At 67.7% G+C, this 17,142-nt stretch carries 18 protein-coding genes and 1 tRNA gene; 15 read left to right on the top strand and 4 right to left on the bottom strand.

All coding sequences use genetic code 11. The annotated features are described in order from the left end of the window. The first annotated feature begins 127 nt into the window (after positions 1-127). Genes ACFY9I_RS11260 through ACFY9I_RS11300 form a run of 9 tightly spaced genes read left to right on the top strand, consistent with a single transcriptional unit; the run spans position 128 to position 9,783 of the window. A complete protein-coding gene (locus ACFY9I_RS11260; protein ID WP_390999723.1) occupies positions 128-3,628 on the top strand; it encodes a phage tail protein in 3,501 nt (1,166 codons plus the stop codon). 9 nt (positions 3,629-3,637) lie between these two features. Continuing rightward, the gene (locus tag ACFY9I_RS11265; RefSeq protein ID WP_390999726.1) at positions 3,638-4,147 is read left to right on the top strand and encodes a hypothetical protein; all 510 of its coding nucleotides are present in this window, start codon (positions 3,638-3,640) and stop codon (positions 4,145-4,147) included. A 3-nt stretch (positions 4,148-4,150) separates the two neighbouring features. Next, complete coding sequence (locus ACFY9I_RS11270; protein ID WP_390999729.1) at positions 4,151-7,024, top strand: hypothetical protein; 2,874 nt, start codon at positions 4,151-4,153, stop codon at positions 7,022-7,024. A gap of 9 nt (positions 7,025-7,033) precedes the next feature. After that, a complete protein-coding gene (locus ACFY9I_RS11275; protein ID WP_390999731.1) occupies positions 7,034-7,555 on the top strand; it encodes a hypothetical protein in 522 nt (173 codons plus the stop codon). A gap of 8 nt (positions 7,556-7,563) precedes the next feature. Beyond that, positions 7,564-7,815, top strand: coding sequence for a hypothetical protein (locus tag ACFY9I_RS11280; RefSeq protein ID WP_390999734.1), 252 nt, complete (start codon positions 7,564-7,566; stop codon positions 7,813-7,815). Then, positions 7,812-8,300, top strand: a complete 489-nt coding sequence (locus ACFY9I_RS11285) for a hypothetical protein (RefSeq protein ID WP_390999737.1) — start codon at positions 7,812-7,814, stop codon at positions 8,298-8,300. Before ACFY9I_RS11280 ends, ACFY9I_RS11285 begins: the two co-directional genes overlap by 4 nt. Before the next feature lie 2 nt (positions 8,301-8,302). Next, a complete protein-coding gene (locus tag ACFY9I_RS11290; RefSeq protein ID WP_390999739.1) occupies positions 8,303-9,037 on the top strand; it encodes a hypothetical protein in 735 nt (244 codons plus the stop codon). 2 nt (positions 9,038-9,039) lie between these two features. Continuing rightward, on the top strand, positions 9,040-9,423 hold the full coding sequence (locus ACFY9I_RS11295; protein WP_390999742.1) for a hypothetical protein: 384 nt from the start codon (positions 9,040-9,042) through the stop codon (positions 9,421-9,423). A 12-nt stretch (positions 9,424-9,435) separates the two neighbouring features. After that, on the top strand, positions 9,436-9,783 hold the full coding sequence (locus tag ACFY9I_RS11300; protein ID WP_390999744.1) for a hypothetical protein: 348 nt from the start codon (positions 9,436-9,438) through the stop codon (positions 9,781-9,783). An 860-nt stretch (positions 9,784-10,643) separates the two neighbouring features. Here ACFY9I_RS11300 and ACFY9I_RS11305 read toward each other — a convergent pair. Further along, complete coding sequence (locus tag ACFY9I_RS11305) at positions 10,644-10,784, bottom strand: hypothetical protein (RefSeq protein WP_390999747.1); 141 nt, start codon at positions 10,782-10,784, stop codon at positions 10,644-10,646. Between the two features lie 155 nt (positions 10,785-10,939). Between ACFY9I_RS11305 and ACFY9I_RS11310 the strand changes: the two genes are divergently transcribed. From ACFY9I_RS11310 to ACFY9I_RS11325, 4 genes are all read left to right on the top strand, one after another. Continuing rightward, entirely contained in the window at positions 10,940-12,205 is a 1,266-nt protein-coding gene (locus ACFY9I_RS11310; protein WP_390999748.1) for a helix-turn-helix domain-containing protein, read from the top strand. 117 nt (positions 12,206-12,322) lie between these two features. Further along, positions 12,323-12,802 (top strand): hypothetical protein, encoded by a 480-nt coding sequence (locus tag ACFY9I_RS11315; RefSeq protein ID WP_390999750.1) that lies wholly within the window; start codon positions 12,323-12,325, stop codon positions 12,800-12,802. Beyond that, positions 12,799-13,002, top strand: coding sequence for a hypothetical protein (locus tag ACFY9I_RS11320; RefSeq protein WP_390999752.1), 204 nt, complete (start codon positions 12,799-12,801; stop codon positions 13,000-13,002). Before ACFY9I_RS11315 ends, ACFY9I_RS11320 begins: the two co-directional genes overlap by 4 nt. Beyond that, positions 12,999-13,163, top strand: a complete 165-nt coding sequence (locus ACFY9I_RS11325; RefSeq protein WP_390999755.1) for a hypothetical protein — start codon at positions 12,999-13,001, stop codon at positions 13,161-13,163. Before ACFY9I_RS11320 ends, ACFY9I_RS11325 begins: the two co-directional genes overlap by 4 nt. Positions 13,164-13,271: 108 nt before the next feature. Here the strand turns inward: ACFY9I_RS11325 and ACFY9I_RS11330 are convergent, their stop codons facing one another. The 3 genes from ACFY9I_RS11330 to ACFY9I_RS11340 form a co-directional block, all read right to left on the bottom strand. Next, positions 13,272-13,505: a helix-turn-helix domain-containing protein gene (locus tag ACFY9I_RS11330; protein WP_390999758.1), complete on the bottom strand. Its 234-nt coding sequence runs from the start codon at positions 13,503-13,505 to the stop codon at positions 13,272-13,274. 536 nt (positions 13,506-14,041) lie between these two features. Continuing rightward, positions 14,042-14,114, bottom strand: a tRNA-Arg gene (locus tag ACFY9I_RS11335). Continuing rightward, a complete protein-coding gene (locus ACFY9I_RS11340) occupies positions 14,077-14,826 on the bottom strand; it encodes a transposase (RefSeq protein ID WP_391000374.1) in 750 nt (249 codons plus the stop codon). Before ACFY9I_RS11340 ends, ACFY9I_RS11335 begins: the two co-directional genes overlap by 38 nt. Before the next feature lie 1,339 nt (positions 14,827-16,165). Between ACFY9I_RS11340 and ACFY9I_RS11345 the strand changes: the two genes are divergently transcribed. After that, on the top strand, positions 16,166-16,657 hold the full coding sequence (locus tag ACFY9I_RS11345; RefSeq protein WP_390999761.1) for a hypothetical protein: 492 nt from the start codon (positions 16,166-16,168) through the stop codon (positions 16,655-16,657). Between the two features lie 76 nt (positions 16,658-16,733). Next, entirely contained in the window at positions 16,734-16,988 is a 255-nt protein-coding gene (locus tag ACFY9I_RS11350; protein WP_390999763.1) for a CBS domain-containing protein, read from the top strand. The last annotated feature ends 154 nt before the right edge of the window (positions 16,989-17,142 follow it).

Below are 17,142 nucleotides of genomic sequence, written 5' to 3' on the forward strand. Positions count from 1 at the left end.
TCCGCCAGTTCCCCGGCTACACCCTCTCTTCTCTCCTCAACGAAGACGTACGCCTGCTACGCCTGCTCACCATCGAACGCCTCGGCACCCCAGAGTCCGACGACACCACGGAAGGAGGTGAAACAGAGTGGCTGGAGACGATGTAACGATCACAATCCGCGCCAACAACGGCGACGCCATCCGCGCCTTCCGCGACGTCAACGGACACCTTCGCGACATGCGCGGCCGGTTCGTGTCCGAGGGCAACGCCATGTCCGGAGCGATGGGCAGGGTGTCATCATCCATCGCCGGAGTGAAAGGCGTCCTGATCCCGCTGGCGACGGCCGCGGTACCCGTGATGGCGAAGATGGCAGTCAGCGCGGGCGCCGTAGCAGTGAAGACGGCCGGCGCGGGCCTTGCGCTGGGCGCATTTGGTGCCGCGCTGGCCGGTCAGGTGGGCAGCCTGTCAGAGGCGGCGAAGGCGCAGCAGAAGTACACCGACGCGGTCGCCAAGCACGGGCGCGGGTCAAAACAAGCCGCTGACGCGCAACGCGCGGTACAGGCCGAACTCGCGTCGATGCCACAGGCCACCGCCCGCGCATCCGCGGCACTCGGCACCCTGAAAGACACATTCCGAAGCTTCTCCGACTCGACGGCAAAGTTCACGATGGCCCCTGTCGAGAAGTCATTCGCACTGATGGGGCAGGTGATACCGAAGCTCACCCCGATGGTGAAGGGCGCCTCAAACGAGCTGGACCGGCTCGTCAGCGTGGCCGGCGGGGCGGTCGCCTCGCCGGGCTTCGATGCCCTGTCGGAGCGGCTGTCTGCGTTCGCGAACCAGTCGCTGAAGGAGGCGGTCGACGGAATCATCCACTTCACGCGTGCTCTGTCGGAGGGCGAGGCGTCGGGCCCGATCAAGGCGTTCATGGACTACGCCGCCCAGAACGGCCCTGCGGTGCAGGAAACCCTTTCGACCGTCGGGAGTGCTGTCACCACGCTGGTAGAAGCAGCGGCGGAAGCCGGACCAGGCATGCTGACGCTGGTGAACGCGGCGGCCGGCCTGGTGGCCGCGTTGCCGCCTGAGCTTGTGGCGACGGTCATGCAGCTTGCGTTGGGGTTGAAACTGGTGACGCTGGCCGGGGCCGGGGCTGCGGCGATCTCCGGTGGGATCGCAACGCTGGGTGCGCGGCTCACGGCGTTGGGCGCGGCGTCGACGGCCGCGGGCGGCGGGATTGCTGGGCTCCGCGCGGCGTTCTTGGCGTTGGGCACGGCGGCCAAGGCGAGCATCGTCGTGGGTGCGATCGCCGCGGTGGTGGTGGCGTTCGGGAAGCTGGGTGACATCGGCAGGGAGGCGCCTCCGAATGTCGACAAGCTGACTACCTCGCTCGGGCAGTTGGGGCGTACGGGCAAGGTCAGTGGTGAGGCCGCGCGCCTGTTCGGCAAGGATCTCGACGGGCTCTACGACTCGGTCAGGAACATCACCGACCCGTCAACGGCAGACCAAATCCAAAACGGCCTGGTCAAGGTCTTCAGCCTTGGCTTCGCCGACTCCACGCCGTCGCAGGAAGCCCGAAAGCATCTCGACGGAATCGACGACAGCCTGACCAACCTAGTTCGCGGCGGCAAGGCTGACCTGGCGGCGGCAGCGTTCAAGCGGATGAAGGACGAATACTCCGCAGGCGGTAAGGACGTTTCCGAGTTCACGAATCAGATGGACGGCTACAAGTCCGCTTTGGCCGACGTGAAGTTCGAGCAGGACTTGATCGCCGACAGCATGGGCATTTTCGGCGAAGCCGCGCAGGACACGTCGGCGAAGCTGGACGCGCAAAAGAGTGCCGCAGACGGGCTGCGGGCGAGTCTGCTGGCGTTGAACGAGGTCAACCGGTCGGCGTACGACGCGCAAATCGGGTTCGAGGAGTCCCTGGACAAGCTCACCGAAAGCTTCAAGGAGCACGGCGACACCCTCAACCTGGACACGGACGCGGGGCGCCGTAACGGCGAGGCCATGTCGGCGGCGGCCGCAGCGCAGGATGAACTGATCGCGTCCGGGCTGGCGGCGGGCGAGTCGCTCGGCAGCATGACGAAGAAGTCGGATGAGCTTCGCGAGACGATGATGCGGCTCGCGACGGACGCCTTCGACGGCAACAAGGCCAAGGCCACCGACTACGTCAACACCCTCCTCGGCATGCCCGGCGAGATCAAAACGCTGGTGAAGCTGGAACGCGAGGAGGCCATCGCCGGGCTGGAGACAGTCCGGGAAGCGATCCGCGCAACCCCGGACGCGAAAGAGGTCAAGGTCTCCACCCTCAACGGGGCCGCGATCGCCGCACTGGAAGCCGTCGGGTTGAAGACGAAACAGTTGCCCGACGGCAAGACCGCCGTGTACACCGCCAACGGTCAAGCCCTCGGCGGCATCGGCGCCGTATCAACCGCACTGAACAACCTCGACGGGAAGAACGCCAACACCACCATCACCACCACCCACGTCGCCAAGTACGTGTCCTACAAGGGGAAAACCATCTTCGAGGGGTCGGCCGGCCGCATGGCGACCGGCGGCGTGGTGCGCGGCCCGGGAACGGACACGTCAGACAGTGTGCCGATCATGGCGTCGAACGATGAGTTCATCGTCAACGCCAAGTCCTCCCGTAAGCACCGCCGTCTACTGGAAGCCATCAACGACGACGAGATCCCCCGGTTCGCAAAGGGCGGCAGCATAGGCCGAGCAGCCCGTAGTGCAGCGCGTGGCGCCCGCGACGAAATCCGGGACGCGACATCCGGCACCACAGAGCGGAACCTGCTCAAGCTGATGGACACGATCAGCCGCGGGCATATCAAGATGGCCACCGCGCTCAAGCAGGTCACGTCCGCCCTGGACAAGGCCAAAGACAAACTCGGCGACCTGAAAAGCACCGCCTCCCAGCTCAGCAACAGCGTCAAGTCCGGCGTCCTGTCCGCCTCCAACATCACCCGCAGCGCGGACCGGGACCAGCCGGTCACGGTCCGCTCCATCGTGGGCGGTCTCGTGCAGTCGCGGGACAAAGCGACCGCGTTCGCCCAGGCACTGAAGGACCTGCGGAAGCGGGGCCTGTCCAACAGCCTGCTGCGGCAGGTCGCCGAGGCCGGCATCGAGGGCGGCGGGCTGGAGACGGCCGGGGCACTGCTGCGGGCGTCGTCGTCGGAGTTGAAGTCCATCAACTCGCTGCAGTCGCAGATCGGCACGGCGGCAGGGGCGGCGGGGAAGACGACTGCGGATGCCCTGTACGGGTCGCAGATCAAGTCGCAGGAGAAACTCGTCAAGGCCCTGGACCGGCTCGCGGACGCCTTGAAGGCGAAGAAGAAAGCGGCGGGTGGCATCGGCGGCGGGCTGACGGTCGTGGGCGAGGACGGCCCCGAGCTGCTGCGGCTACCGGAAGGGTCAACGGTGTACCCGGCCGGGCAGTCGCGGCAGATGGCATGGCAGTCGATGCTCAACGCGCCTGCCCCGGTCTCGCGTCGGGCGAGTGCGTCGGCCTCTGCGGTGCAGGGCCAGCCGATCATCGTGCACCAGACGATCGAGCTGGACGGGCGAGTCGTCGCCAAACAGATCTTCGATCCGATGCGTGGAGAGATCCACAGGCGTGGCGGGCTCAAGGCCCTCGAAAGAAACTAGGAGGCGGCGTTGCCGTACATCACATGGAACTCGGCCTCGCCGACGACGGCCGCGCAGGCCAGCGTCACAACGGGCACCGCCATCAAGACGATGCTGCAGCTCGCTACGCCCGCGACGCGGCAGATCCAGGTGCTGGAGTGGGGGTTCACGATCGACGACACGGCCGGTGCAGACGGGGTCGTGGAGTTGCTGCAGACGGACGTGGCAGCCACAGTGACCCAGCACGTAAACGCGGGCGTGCCGAACCTGGACCCGAATGGCACGAACACTCTGCTCACGCTGGGCACCTCGGCGACCGGGTACACGGCGACCGCCGAGGGCTCTACGACGGCAGCCCGCGTGTTCGACGCGGTGGCGCTGAGCGCAACCACCTCGGAGTCTCCGTACACATACATCCGCCAGTTCATGCCGGACACCCGCCCGATCATTGCCGTCTCCCGGTTCCTGCGGGTACGGGCCACCACGCCGACGACGGGCGTGGACATGCGCTGCTGGGTCATCTTCAACGAGGTGGGCTGACCTGTGCCCATTGCCCCGCTCGTCGCCGCGTTTAAGCGCCGACTCGCCAACCTCCCCGGACCCGCACGGTCATCCGGCGAGGTGTCCAATGGCGATCCGGTGCAGGTCGAGATGCGCGTGGCAGGCGAGGCAATCGACATCACCGAGTTCACGCTGGTCCGCGACGACAGCGGGCAGATCTCCCTCACCCGAGGCATGCGGGCGGAAGCCTCCCAGACGGAGGCGGCGGAAACCCCAGACTTCCAGCTCCGGAACACCGACGGCCGCTTCAACCCGAACGTGCCGACCGGCCCCTACTACGGGGACATCGGCATCGGCCGGAACACGGAAGTCTGGTGGTCCGTCCCGGACGGCTTGGGCGGCAAGTCATACAGGCTGCGGGGGGAGGTGTCGGACTGGTCGCAGGGCTGGGAACGCTCCGGCAACGACGTGTGGACCGATGTGCAGGTATCCGGCCTCCTCCAGCGCCTGGCGCAGGGGCCGGCAGCGGACCGGTCGGTGATCTACCGGGCGATCACCGACCCGCTGCAACCAAGCGTGGTCGCGTACTGGCCATGCGAAGACCCCAGCACCGCCACGAACATCGCCAGCACACTCACCAACGGCTCCCGCATGTCGATCTCCGGCACTGCCAGACTGGCCTCCTTCGAAGGGTTCCAAGCGTCAGACCCGCTGCCCGACCTCACCGAAGCCAGCCTGTCCGGCGGCGTAGCCCGCTACGCCACCCCCACCGCACACCAGGTGCGATTCCTGTGCCACATCCCGCCAGCCGGACTCTCCGACGCCAAAGTCCTGTGCGCGATCGACCAGGAAGAGTACGGCGGCACCACCTTCTGGGAGCTGTACTACACCACCACCGGAAACACCCTCGTGCTGCGCCAGCACGACTCCGACGGCTCCCCCCTCGGCGCGGAACTCACCCACACCGTTGACGTCCGCGGACGCCACATGTACGTGTCCGTCGAACTGGAGGAGTCGGGCACCGGTATCACCCGCGCCATCCGAGTGACCGACGTCAACAGCAACACTGTGTACACGGCGACGGATACTGCGGCGCTGACCGAACTCACCCGCGTCACCCGCGTCCAGTTCGGGCCTGCGAGCCGTACGGTCGTGGGTACGCCAGGCACTCAGTACCTGCCGGGCGTGGCAGTCGGGCATGTGACGGTCGAGAACGCGATCACGGCGACGGATGCTCTTGGCGTCCGCGTCAACCCGATCGGTGAGACGGCCGGCCGCCGGATTCAGCGTCTGTGCGCTGAGGAGGGCATCCCGTTCCAGTGGGTCGGCGACCTCGACGACACCGTGGCCATGGGCGGCCAGGACCGGCAAAACCCGCTCAGCCTGATACAGGACTGTGTGAAGGCTGACGGCGGCATGCTGTACGAGACCACTGACGTCCTCGGCCTCGGCTACCGCACCCGCGCCTCTCTGTACAACCAAGATCCCGCGCTGGTGCTGTCGTACGCGGGCAAACACCTTGCTCAAGTGCCCACTCCTGTGGGCGATGACCGCTACCTCGCAAACAAGGTCACTGTCACCGTGGGCGGGGTGTCCGCCACCTATGAGGAGACTGAGGGGCGCCTGTCGACTGCGCCGCCCCCGGCCGGGGTGGGTGTGTACGGGCCGAACTCGGACTCTGGCCTCGACCTCAACCTCGCCACCTCCGATACGGGAACCCTGCTGGACCAGTCCGCGTGGCGCGTCCACCTCGGCACCGTCAACGAGGACCGCTTCCCTCGCATCAGCGTCAACCTCGCCCACCAGTCATTCATCAACGACCCCGCCCTCAAGCGCGCCGTACTCGGCCTGCGGCAAGGCGACCGGATCCAGATCGAGAACCCGCCCGCCTGGCTGCCACCCGACACCATCGACCAACTCGTGTTGGGCTTCGAGGAGTCCATCACTCACTTCGAGCACCGCATCACCCTCGTGTGCGCGCCGGCGTCCCCATACTCCTCGATAGGTGTCCTTGACGCGGTGGATGCCCGGCTGGATACGGACGGCTCGGAGCTGGTGGATGCGGTGTCATCGTCGGCGACATCGCTTGTGGTGGCACCGTCGGCGGGCGTGTCGACGCTGTGGACCACCGACAGCGCCGAGTTCCCGTTCGATGTGCGGATGGGCGGCGAAGTCATGACCGTCACCAGCGTGACGGACTGGCTGTCGGACACGTTCACCCGCAGCGTCTCCAACAGCTGGGGCAACCCGGACGCGGGCAGCGCCTGGACTGCGACGGGCGGCGCCGCCTCGGACTACTCGGTCAACGGGACTGCCGGCGTGCATGTGCTGTCGACGGTGGACGTGTCGCGGCGGACGTCGGTGACTGCGGCGAGCCCGGACTTCGACTTGTACTGCGACATCACCACGAGCGCGCTGGCGACCGGTGCGTCGCTGTTCGGTGCGGTGACGGCGCGGATGCAGGACTCCGGAACGATGTACATGGTCCGTTTGGAGTTCACGACGTCGAACACGGTCGTGATGGTGCTGCGGCGTCTGCTTGCCGACGTGGGCACGGACTTGGGGACGTACACGGTGCCGGTCACGCACGTCGCCGGAACGTACGTGCGGGTCAGGTTCCAGGGGATCGGGTCCGCATTGAAGGCGAAGGCGTGGGCGGCGGCGGATCCGGTGGAGACGCCGGTGTGGAACGTGCAGGTCACGGACTCGGCGATCAGCCAGGCCCACTCGATCGGCACCAGGTCGATCCGGACGACGGGCAACACCAATGGGGCGGCCGTGGAGATCCGCCACGACAACTACCGGGTGATCCGCCCGCAGACGTTCACGGTGACCCGCTCCGTCAACGGGTGCGTCAAATCCCACGCTGCGGGCAGTGACGTACGCCTCGCCAACCCGGCCTACCTGGCCCTGTAAGGAGACGTGATGGCAGCAGAGGCCTACCCGGTACCGGCCGCCGGGCAGCGGGCGACAGCGGCGTTGCTGCGGTCGATGCTGCCGCAGACCGTCCGTAAGACCGCCGATACCGAGCGCTCAGCGACGACAACGTACGCCGATGATCCGCACCTGGTGTTCGCGGCCGAAGCAGGCGCGGTCTACACCATGGTGGGTTGGGTCAAGTACTTCGCGGACCCCACCCCCGACATAAAGATCCAATTCTCGGTGCCGTCCGGCTGCCTCGGCGAGTGGGCATGGAACATGCCCGGCTCCACAACCGCCACCACAGGGACGACCGGCTACTCGATCCGCACCGAAACCAACGACGTCTCCAACGGACGCACCGGCTACGGCACGTCCGACTCCCAGCACATGACCCCAATGGGCGGCCTGTTCCGCATGGCATCGACCGCCGGGAACATCGCTCTCCAATGGGCCCAGAACACATCCAACGCGACCGCCACGGTGCTCTACACCGACAGCTTCCTCACCTTCACGAGAATCGCCTAAGGAGACACATGCCTACCGTGACGGCGCGCCTAGAGTCGGCGCAATACGACGGCACCAACGGCGCCGCGCTGGCCGAATGGCTGGACGGCTCCTACACCGTGATCAGCGACGACGGTCAGCTTCTCGTCCTGCGGGACGGGGAAGGCACCCGTAAACGGATCCGGTTGAACGGCTGGCTGGTGCGGGACAGCTCCCGGAATCTGCTGTGGCACGGCGGGAACGCCGCCTACAACGCGAATTGGGTGGCGGTGCCGTCGTGACCGTCCACGTGTGCTCGCTGATCAGCGGCGAGCCGCAGACCATCCCGGTCGGCGGGTATCACGTCGTCCGTTTCCCGTTCGGTACGGGCGAGTCGTACGACGCGCACGGCATGCACCAGATGATCCAGCCCGACGAGTACCAGATCACCAACTGGCGGACGGACGACCGGGCTGGGCTGATCTGGCCGTCGGTGTCGGGGTGGGGTGTGCTGACGGGGATTGTGTACTGGGAGCACGGCTCGTACACGGAACTGCATGACCGGTTCGAGCGGGATCCGCTCGGCTTGAGCACGGGCTCGGACACGACGGCTACGGATCATCGGGTGCGTACGTCGGGCGTGCAGTGCTTCACGAAGCAGCACCAGATGTTCGTGCATCCGGGCACGCCGATCGCGTTCAAGGTCGGCCACAACAGTGCCCGCGCGGAGCGGATCTATCTCGCCGAGTTCAAGCTCGCGATCCACCCCACACAAGAGGGGGCCTGACCATGGCCATCCAGAAGTACCCCAGAGCGTCGCTGGCGGCCTGGTATCAGAGCCGCTACCTCGGCGACCAGATGGACGCCAACACGGGCGTCGTCCACACCACAGAGGGCACCACACTGCCGTCGTACGGGGCGGGGGCGTCGGCGCCGACGTTCACGCTCGTACCATCCCTCGCTGCCAAGTCGGTGGCGGTGTTCCAGCACTTCGACGTGGACCGCTCCGCGAGGGCGCTGGTGAACAAGACGGGCGGGGTGCAGACGAACACCCTGAACTGCGTGCAGGTGGAGCTCGTCGGCACGTGCGACCCGAAGACCCGCGCGAAGTGGCAGGCGGAAGGCCGTTCGTTCATCTTCTGGCCGGAAGCCCCCGACTGGGCGCTGCTGGAGTTCGCCCGCCTGGTGCGCTGGCTGTCGGACGAGCACGGCGTGAAGCTCGCATCGACAGTGACGTGGAAGGCATACCCCGGCTCATACGGGGCCAACGGTGTCCGCCTGTCCGGGGCCCAGTGGATGGACTACTACGGCTGGCTCGGCCACCAGCACGTCCCAGAGAACGACCACGGCGACCCGGGGAACTTCCCCATGGTGCGAGTCCTGGGGATGGCCAAGGAGAAGGCGTGGGAGACCAAGCCGCCGACCGAACCGAAGCCGCCGACGGTCGAGGAGCGGCTCACGGTGCTGGAGAAAACCGTGAAGGACCAGGGCGCGCGCCTCGCCGCCCTTGAGAAGGGAGCCTGACCATGAAGGTATTCGGTCGCGAGCCGGTGTACATCCTGGCGTTCATCGCCGTCGCCCTCAAGCTCAGCTCGGCGTACGGCCTGGACGTCACCAGCGAGCAGCAGGGCGCCATCATGGCCGTCCTCTCCCTCGTCGTCGCGGTCATCGCCGCGCTCGTCCTCAGGACCGGCGCGGCCGGCGCGGCGATCGTGAACCTCGCGCAGGGCGCGCTGGCTCTGTTCCTCGCGTTCGGGCTGGAGATGTCGGCGGAGCAGCAGGCGATGTGGATGGCGTTGGTGGAGGGCGCGGTGGCGCTGGTGCTGCATCGGGAGGTAACGGCGCCGGTGTCGGCGCTGCCGATCGAGCAGTCCAGCCCGGTGCGGCCTGCCCCGCCGCAGAGCGTCTGATCGGAGTAGCACGTGCCGGATGAGCCGACTCTCGGCGAGGTCGTACGCCGCCTTGAGGCCGTGCACCAGGACCTCAAGGAGGACTTCCGCGACGTCGCCGGGCGGCTCGACGGGAAGGTCTCCATGGAGCGTTACCAGCTGGAGCAGCAGGCGGCATTGGAGCGGGAGCGCCTCGCAGCGGAGCGGATCAAGGCGATCGAGGATGCGCGCGAGCGGGAGGCGAAGGAGAAGCAGGACGCGGAGCAGAAGCTCGCGGATCGGCGCGCGGCTGACCGGCGGTTGGTGTTCACGGCGTTGATCGCCCCGGTGCTGATGCTGCTGCTGACCCTGTACTTGACGAGCCAGGGGGCGGGGACGTGACGGCGGGGCATGCGAGTCAGGCGCAGCGGCACCGCCGTGAGGACGCGGTGTTTGCGGTGTTCGCTGTGCTGGTGTTGGCGGGGTTTGTGCTGCTGGCGTTGTGGGTGCAGGGGCTGGCGCAGGACCGGGACGCGCTGGCCAGGCAGGTGCAGCAGCTTGGGGGGACTCCGGTGGCGGGGCCCCCGGGGTTGAGGGGGGAGCCTGGCGAGCCGGGTGTGGGCGTGACGGGTCCGCCGGGTGTTCCGGGCCGGGACGGCTTGGACGGCGCGGATGGGGCTGTGGGGAGTCCGGGCCCGTCTGGTTCGCCGGGAGGCGACGGGAGCGACGGGGCTGACGGTAAGCCGGGCGCGGTGGGCCCGTCGGGGGCGCCGGGTCCTGCTGGTCCGCCGGGTCCGCAGGGTGAGCCGGGTCCGGCCGGGCCGCAGGGAGCACCGGGCGCGGATGGGGCTGATGGGGTGGATGGCGAGGATGGGCAGTCGTGTCCGGACGGGTACTCGTTGCAGGTGCCGGAGTACGACGAGGACGCGTTGGTGTGCCGGAAGGACGGGGCACCGGATCCAGGGCCGGGCGAAGGGGCTCCGCAGGCGGAGGGCGCGCTGGATCCGCAGCGGCGCGTGTACGCGTAGGAGGTGGCCGTGGCTCGGATGCTTGGCCGCAGGGTGTGGCGCGGCCAGACGGTGGAGGACACGCCGCTGACCCGCAAGCACTGGCGGGCTCGGGAGAAACGGGAGTGGCGGCGAGAGGCGCGTCGGGAAACTTTGCGCATCTCCGCAAAGTTGGGCTGACTTGCGCCGTCATCGTGTCAGGTTACTCGTCTGCGTAACCTGGCTGACCAGGCTTTTCGTGACAGCACGAAGAAGCTACGCCGCTTCTTCCACGTCGATCAGCCGCCGCTCCACCGCCACCGCCCGCGTCCACTCCTCCACCAGCACCGCGTACCGGGCCCGCGCCCCCTCACGGTGCAGGCCACGCTGCACGAGCGCCCGGATCTCCGCATTCACCACCGCAGACGGGCGCACAGAACCAAGGCCAGCGACATCGGGGGACATGACCCAACCCTATCGAGCGGGCCGGTCAAACACGCATGACCGCCCACGAAAACGGCCTCGCCCCATACCCTGACAGTGACGAAGCTGTACAGAGAAGGGGCGAGACCATGCCATCCGATGCTACCCCCGACCCGCACACCGATACGCTCACGTTCGGCCAGCGCGTGAAGCGCGCCCGCGAGCGCACCGGGAAAACCCGCGCCGTCGTCGCAGGCCTCATGGACCAATCCACCGAGTGGGTCAAATCAATCGAGAACGGCTCCATCGGCATGCCCCGACTCCCCAAACTACTCCGCCTCGCCCACGTCCTCGGCGTCGAAGACATCACCGAGCTCACCGGCGACGACCGCATCGCCGCCGCCACCTACACCAAAGCCGTCCACGGCGACCTGCCCGTCGTCAAACGCGCCCTCACCACCTACCAGCTCCGGCCCGCCGACCGGGAACCCGAGCCCGCCAACGTCCTCGCCGCCCGCGTCCGTGCCGCCTGGAAGATGTGGCACGACGGCGACACCGAACACCCCGTACATCGGAGCGTCGAGGGGCATCGGTCCCGGATCGCGAACCTCCTGCCGCCACTGCTCTCCGACGCCCAGCACGCCGTTCGTACCCTCGAAGGAGCGGACCGCCGGCGGGCGCTCGTCGCCCTGGCCGAGACCTACCACCTCGCCCAGTTGTTCCTGTCGTTCCAGCCCGCCCCGGACCTGGTTGTCCTCACCGGCGACCGGGCGATGACCGCCGCGCAGGACGCCGACAGCCCACGCGCCATCGCCGGGGCCGCCTGGTACATGAACCACGTCCACCGCGACGCCGGAGAGGCCGCCGAGGCCCGCGTCGAACTCGCCGAGCAGGCTGCCGCTTTGCTCGGTGACCGGGAGGACCCGGAGCACATCGCCCGCCGCGGGGTCCTCTACTTGGCTGTCGCCCTGTCGTACGCGAAGACCGGGCAGACCGGGTCCGCGTGGCGGTACTGGGACAAGGCCGACGCTGCTGCGCGTCAGCTCGGCGACGACTACGCCCACCCGTGGCTGATCTTCGGCAGGGGCATCGTCGACGGTTACGCGATCACCATGCACAACGACCTGATGCAGCCCGGGAAGGCGCTGGAGGTAGCGGAGTCGCTGGACCTTGACCTGATTCCCTCGGCAACGCGGCGCTCGTACCACCTGATCGAGACGGCGCGGGCGCACAACATGCTCGGCGAGAACACTGCGGCCGTATCGCTGTTGGGGAAGGCGAAGCGGGAGTCGCTGGAGACGATCCGCTTCAACCTTCACACCCGGAGTGTGCTGCCGGAGTTGGTGAAGTCGGGGCCGCGGATGGTGCGTCAGGACGCGCTTGAGTTGGCTCGGGATCTCGGCGTACCGGCATGATCATCTAAGGGGTAGGAACCCTACCCCCTAGCAAGGGGGTAGGAACCCTACCCCCTGCCCCACCCAACAGCCCCTACCGTCAGTAGCGCAACGATCACTGACGCGGGGAGTAGCGCCATGACCAGCCTGAGAGAGGAACTCAGAGCCAACACCCTCGACCTCCCGAACCCGGCGCGCCTCAACGCCGACCAGGTACGCGGCGGCCACTGCTGCTGGTGCAACACCGCGCTCACCGCCGAGACCGCAGTCGACCTCGGCGAGCGCCGCCACCCCACGCACTGGTTCCCCCGCTGCTGCCCCACCTGCATACGAGCCGCCGACCATGCTCACGTCGGCATGTGCGAAACCTGCGTCGAAACCCCCGCCGCCTGCCAAACCGCCGCCACCCTGAAGCAACTCGTACGAGAGCACAGCCGCACCCCTCCACCCGGGCCCCGCCCCATCGCCTACTGCAACTGGCACCGCGGCCTGTCCGACACCGCACTCCTCGTCCGCATCACCGAAGAAGGCTCAGGCGGCGAGAACGGCATGCTGTACGCCTGCCAGAACTGCCGCACCCAACACGGCCTCACACCACTGGCGGAGCACACCACATGAGCCACCGCACACTCCCCACCGTCTTCACCCTGACACGCCGGGAACGCAGCGGACAGGACTGCATCTGGTGCGGCCACGCCCTAAGCGCCGGCGCGGTGCCTGCGGGGATAGCGGTCGGCTACTGGGGCTCCCACAACCGCAGCACCCAGGTTTACGCCTGCCCTGGGCACCCCAACGGCCTGACCGAGGAGACGCAGTGAGCCAGAGCACGTCACCCCGCCCGGACTACCAGCCCGGCCCGCTGGGGCACGGCTACTGCTGGAAGACACACCCCACCCAGGGCGTGCACTGCACCGGCCCGGTAGGACACCGCGGCGCGCACCTGTATCCGTACGTCCGGCCCGCGCTCCGCTGGTCTTAGAAGCTCCTGCCGCCGGCGCCGCACCTTCCCGGCGGCAGGATCGCCGCCCCTTGCCGTAGGGGGCGGCTGGTGGGCCCGCCGCTGACGTCCCCCGTCGCGGCGGCGGGCTCACCGCACCAGCTCAGCAAGCGGCACGTCGAGGGCGTCGGCTATCAGCAGCAGGTCCTCCAGCGTCGGGATACGGGAGGCGTACTCCCAGCGGTGGATCGTCCGGTGGTCGCGGCCGATGCGCTCACCAAGCTGGAGCTGGGTGAGGTTCGCATCTTCGCGGGCGGCGCGGAGGCGTTCCCCGATCTCCCGGCGGCGGGCATGTACCCAGTCGGGCATCGGGTCGAGTGGCACTCGTACACGCTGTAGCGATCATGGTTCGATGTCTTTGCCCGGACAGGCAAATTTAAGGATCTTGAAGTCGGGCATCTGTAGACAGCCACCCCGGCCCGGCCAGCGCGGCGGGGGTGGCACTGAAGCGGCCGATTGGCGCGTACGCGTCTCTGCGCATTCGGCCGTTAGACGCTAAGACTCGGTCAAGGCGTCCCGCCCCGAGGGCTTCTGCTCTTGGGGCGGTTTACGTTAGACACCAGAAGGCCCCCCATCGACATAACCGATGGGGGGCCCTCGCCTGCACGGCCCGGTCTCCCCACCGGGAACCCGCACAGGTCTTACGAGAGGCGCGTCTCAGGCGCGTGTGGGGAGGCACGCCTGCCCCTCTCGCGACCGCCACTTTACGTGGTAACCGCAGGTAGTCCAGTCCCTCGTTCGGGTGAGCGATGAGCAGATCCCGTGGGGATGTGGCATCTATGTGGCAGTCGATCATGAAAGGGGCCTCCCGTTCGAATGAACGAGAGGCCTCTCAGTGCTCTGACCTGCTACGCAGTCTGTGCCCCCGGCAGGATTCGAACCTGCGACACCCGCTTTAGGAGAGCGGTGCTCTATCCCCTGAGCTACGAAGGCGGGGGCTTGTAGAAAACCTTGGAGAAAATCCAGGAAGTGGATCTTCAGCGAGGAGTACAAGCCCACTGGTCAGCCACGGTACGACCTGCTCCGCAGCCTTACATGAGCAGACAGCGCGGCGCATCAACGACCGACCAGGGACAGCGTAGCGGATGCCTGCCAGGGAGAGGCGTCGGTATAGGGGGCAGACGGGCAAGAAGCCAAGCGACAGCGCCTCTGACGCGTAAGGGTGCCCGGTGGCCGTGGCGGTCGCTGGGTGTCCTGGCTGTGGTGGGTCAGGCCGCGCCTTCCAAGGGGTTGAGGGTGACGTGTAGCTGAGCTGGTTGAGTGCGGTGATCGCTCGGCGGGTGGCATGTTCGGGGTCGCGCTGGGTGAAGTAGGTGCCGCCGAGCTCGTCGTAGGGGACGTTGTCGGTGAGCATGTGCCAGATCGCGGTGATGAGCGAGTGCTCGATGGCGACCAGGGCCCTGAGCGGGCCGCGGCGGGCGGTCAGCCGCTTGTAACGGGCCTGCAGGTAGGTGTTGTTGGTTCTCACCGCCCCGAAGGCGGCCAGGCCGAGGGCTCCTTTGAGGTAGGGGTTGCCGGGCCGGACTTTGGTGTTCTTGGTGCGGCCGGCGGACTCGTGGTGGCCTGGGCAGACCCCGGCCCAGGACGCCAGGTGTTTGGCGGTGGTGAACCGGGCCATGTCGCCGCCGGTCTCCGCGATGATCACTTCGGCGACGGCCTGGTTGATGCCGGGGATGGTGTCGAGCAGGTCGAGGGCGCCTCGAAAAGGGGGCCATCGCCTCCGTGATCCGCTCGTCCAGTTGCCCGATTGCGCCGGTGAGCTGGTCGTAGTGGTCCAGGTGCAGCCGGGTGAGAAAGGCGTGGTGGTCGCGGAAGCGGCCGGTCAGGGCCTCGGTGAGTTCGGGGATCTTGTTGCGGAGCTTGCGTTTGGCCCGGTCCGCGAGCGCCTGCGGGTCGCGTTCACCCGCGATGACAGGGCAGACAGAAGCACCTCCGGCGCGCGCCATGGGATTTACCACGCCCCCGGCGCGCACCGAAGGTGCGCTGGTTCGCTGACCTGTCGATTCCATGGCCTCGGTGGATGAGTTGGCGGACGATGAAGGGACAGGGGGCGAGGGGGTTAATCCGTTCCGCCCCCTGCATCAGGTTGTGGGGGTACTCGGCGCTGCTCCTGGGGGCCTGGCATGACTGGCTGCCCCTTGCTCGTGGTGGTAGCCCTCTCCTGTGATGGTTCTTCGTCGCATCCTGAAGGAGCTGGGCAGTGATCGAGAGGCTGCGCATACTCCGCGGTGATCCGCTGTGTCCGGCAGCCTGGGGTGCCCCGACGTTTCCGGACGGGAGGCCAATAGGAATTCCCAGAACAGGAAACGCGGAGGCAGAAATGGGGTTACGCGATAAGTGCCCACTCGAGTTCTGAGCTTGAGTTGAATGCGGAGACGCTCGGCGGCTGCGTGAGGAAGCGCCAGAAGCAGCATGAGTCGCCCGCCGGTGTGGATCTTTCGGTAGTGAACGCGTCAGGCTGAAGGAACTTGAGCCCGCAACCGTGAGCTGGAGAACGCCTTCTTGAAGAAGACCGCGGAGGACGCCTGCGTCGTAGGGAAGCGTGGGGATCGGGATCACCGACGGCGCGTCGTCGCCGCCGGTGCCGGCGCGATGTTCGTCGTACGCCGCAAGAGGGCCGGGGTTCGGGTGTGGGGCGAGAGCGGTTCCGTACGGGCCACGGAGAGGGGCCTGTGCCCGGAGGACCCGGAGGGGGCGCAGGCCCCTCCTTCTTTTCAGGCGCCTGAAACCTTGGTCTTCACGGTTCATGTGCGACGGCTCGCGGTCTTGGTGAGCATCTTGACGTCCTCTTAGCGGTAACCGGCATGGAGGACCGGGCAAAGATTGCCGGAAGCAAGCAATGTGCTCTGAGTGTTCCCCCGGCAGGATTGGTCCGGAGGGGAGCACACGATCGGCCTCGATGCCGGGCACCGGCAGGTGACCGGCACCAAGGTCTGAAGTGTGCGCTGAGGCTGTCACGGATCGGGACGATCGGGGGATCGGACATGCGGACGTTCTTCGAGGCCGCCACGACTTACCCGGTTTTCCCCTTCACCGTCGCCCTGACCGTGGTCGTGTGCTTCTGGCTGCTGGTCGCGGTGGGCGCGGCCCACCCCGGCAGCTTCGACGACGATGCGGACGCCGAAGTCTGGGGACTGGGCGGGGTCCCGGTCTCCGTCGGGTTCTCACTGGTGACGGGTGCCGCCTGGCTCGGCAGCCTCTGCGCGACCGTTCTCCTGGAACCGCTCGTCCTCTCGGGACCGGTGCGCGCACTGACCGGGATCGCCGTACTGATCGCCGCGCCGCTGCTCGCCTGGCGGGTGGCACGCGTGCTCGTACGGCCGTTGCACCGCCTCTTCCCCGATGAACCCGGGCCGTCCGTGCCGGGCGAGGCCCGCAGGGGCGACGTCATCGGACGGCGAGACGCCGACAGCGAGGACCCCTGCTGGGGGACGTCACGTGACACCGCGCTTCATCTGCGGGACCGCGCCGCCTGACCCGAAGCGCCGCCGGATCTCACCCCGGCTCTTCTTCCTCACGCTACAACTCCCTTACGCCTCAAGGACGTATGCCATGGTCACCATGATCGTGGGCATCGGCGCACTGCAGCGGCAGACACTGCGCGCGCGTGACGTGGCGGTCCCGCTGCCGCGGTGCACGACCTGTGCGCCGGACGACCTTCTGCAGGACGTGCTCGACAAGCTCCGCCCAAGCAGCGGCCTGCCCATCCTTGTCACCGACGGCCCGCACGTGGTCGGGATCATCACCGCGCGGGACATCTCCCGGATCGTCCAGCGCCACGGACTCCGCAGGCCGGAGAGCCAGTGATCGCCGGGCCACGTCGGCGCCGGGGCAGACGGCGAGAGGCGGCGCCCCAGGAGCGGGGCGCCTGAAATGCGGCGTTATGTATGCGTGATCCGTTCCGTAGCGCTGTGCTGCCGAGTTGGGTACGCGGGACGGCGCCGGGTACGCGGGACGGCGC

Origin of the sequence: Streptomyces sp. NPDC012510 (assembly GCF_042955065.1) — a bacterium.
Lineage (GTDB): Bacteria > Actinomycetota > Actinomycetes > Streptomycetales > Streptomycetaceae > Streptomyces.

What these genes read in the sequence shown, in the direction of transcription:
- ACFY9I_RS11280 (WP_390999734.1), top strand. Translation starts at nt 7,564, where the DNA reads ATGCCTACCGTGACGGCGCGCCTAGAGTCGGCGCAATACGACGGCACC.
- ACFY9I_RS11350 (WP_390999763.1), top strand. Translation starts at nt 16,734, where the DNA reads ATGGTCACCATGATCGTGGGCATCGGCGCACTGCAGCGGCAGACACTG.
- ACFY9I_RS11320 (WP_390999752.1), top strand. Translation starts at nt 12,799, where the DNA reads ATGAGCCACCGCACACTCCCCACCGTCTTCACCCTGACACGCCGGGAA.
- ACFY9I_RS11295 (WP_390999742.1), top strand. Translation starts at nt 9,040, where the DNA reads ATGAAGGTATTCGGTCGCGAGCCGGTGTACATCCTGGCGTTCATCGCC.
- ACFY9I_RS11310 (WP_390999748.1), top strand. Translation starts at nt 10,940, where the DNA reads ATGCCATCCGATGCTACCCCCGACCCGCACACCGATACGCTCACGTTC.
- ACFY9I_RS11290 (WP_390999739.1), top strand. Translation starts at nt 8,303, where the DNA reads ATGGCCATCCAGAAGTACCCCAGAGCGTCGCTGGCGGCCTGGTATCAG.
- ACFY9I_RS11315 (WP_390999750.1), top strand. Translation starts at nt 12,323, where the DNA reads ATGACCAGCCTGAGAGAGGAACTCAGAGCCAACACCCTCGACCTCCCG.
- ACFY9I_RS11275 (WP_390999731.1), top strand. Translation starts at nt 7,034, where the DNA reads ATGGCAGCAGAGGCCTACCCGGTACCGGCCGCCGGGCAGCGGGCGACA.
- ACFY9I_RS11345 (WP_390999761.1), top strand. Translation starts at nt 16,166, where the DNA reads ATGCGGACGTTCTTCGAGGCCGCCACGACTTACCCGGTTTTCCCCTTC.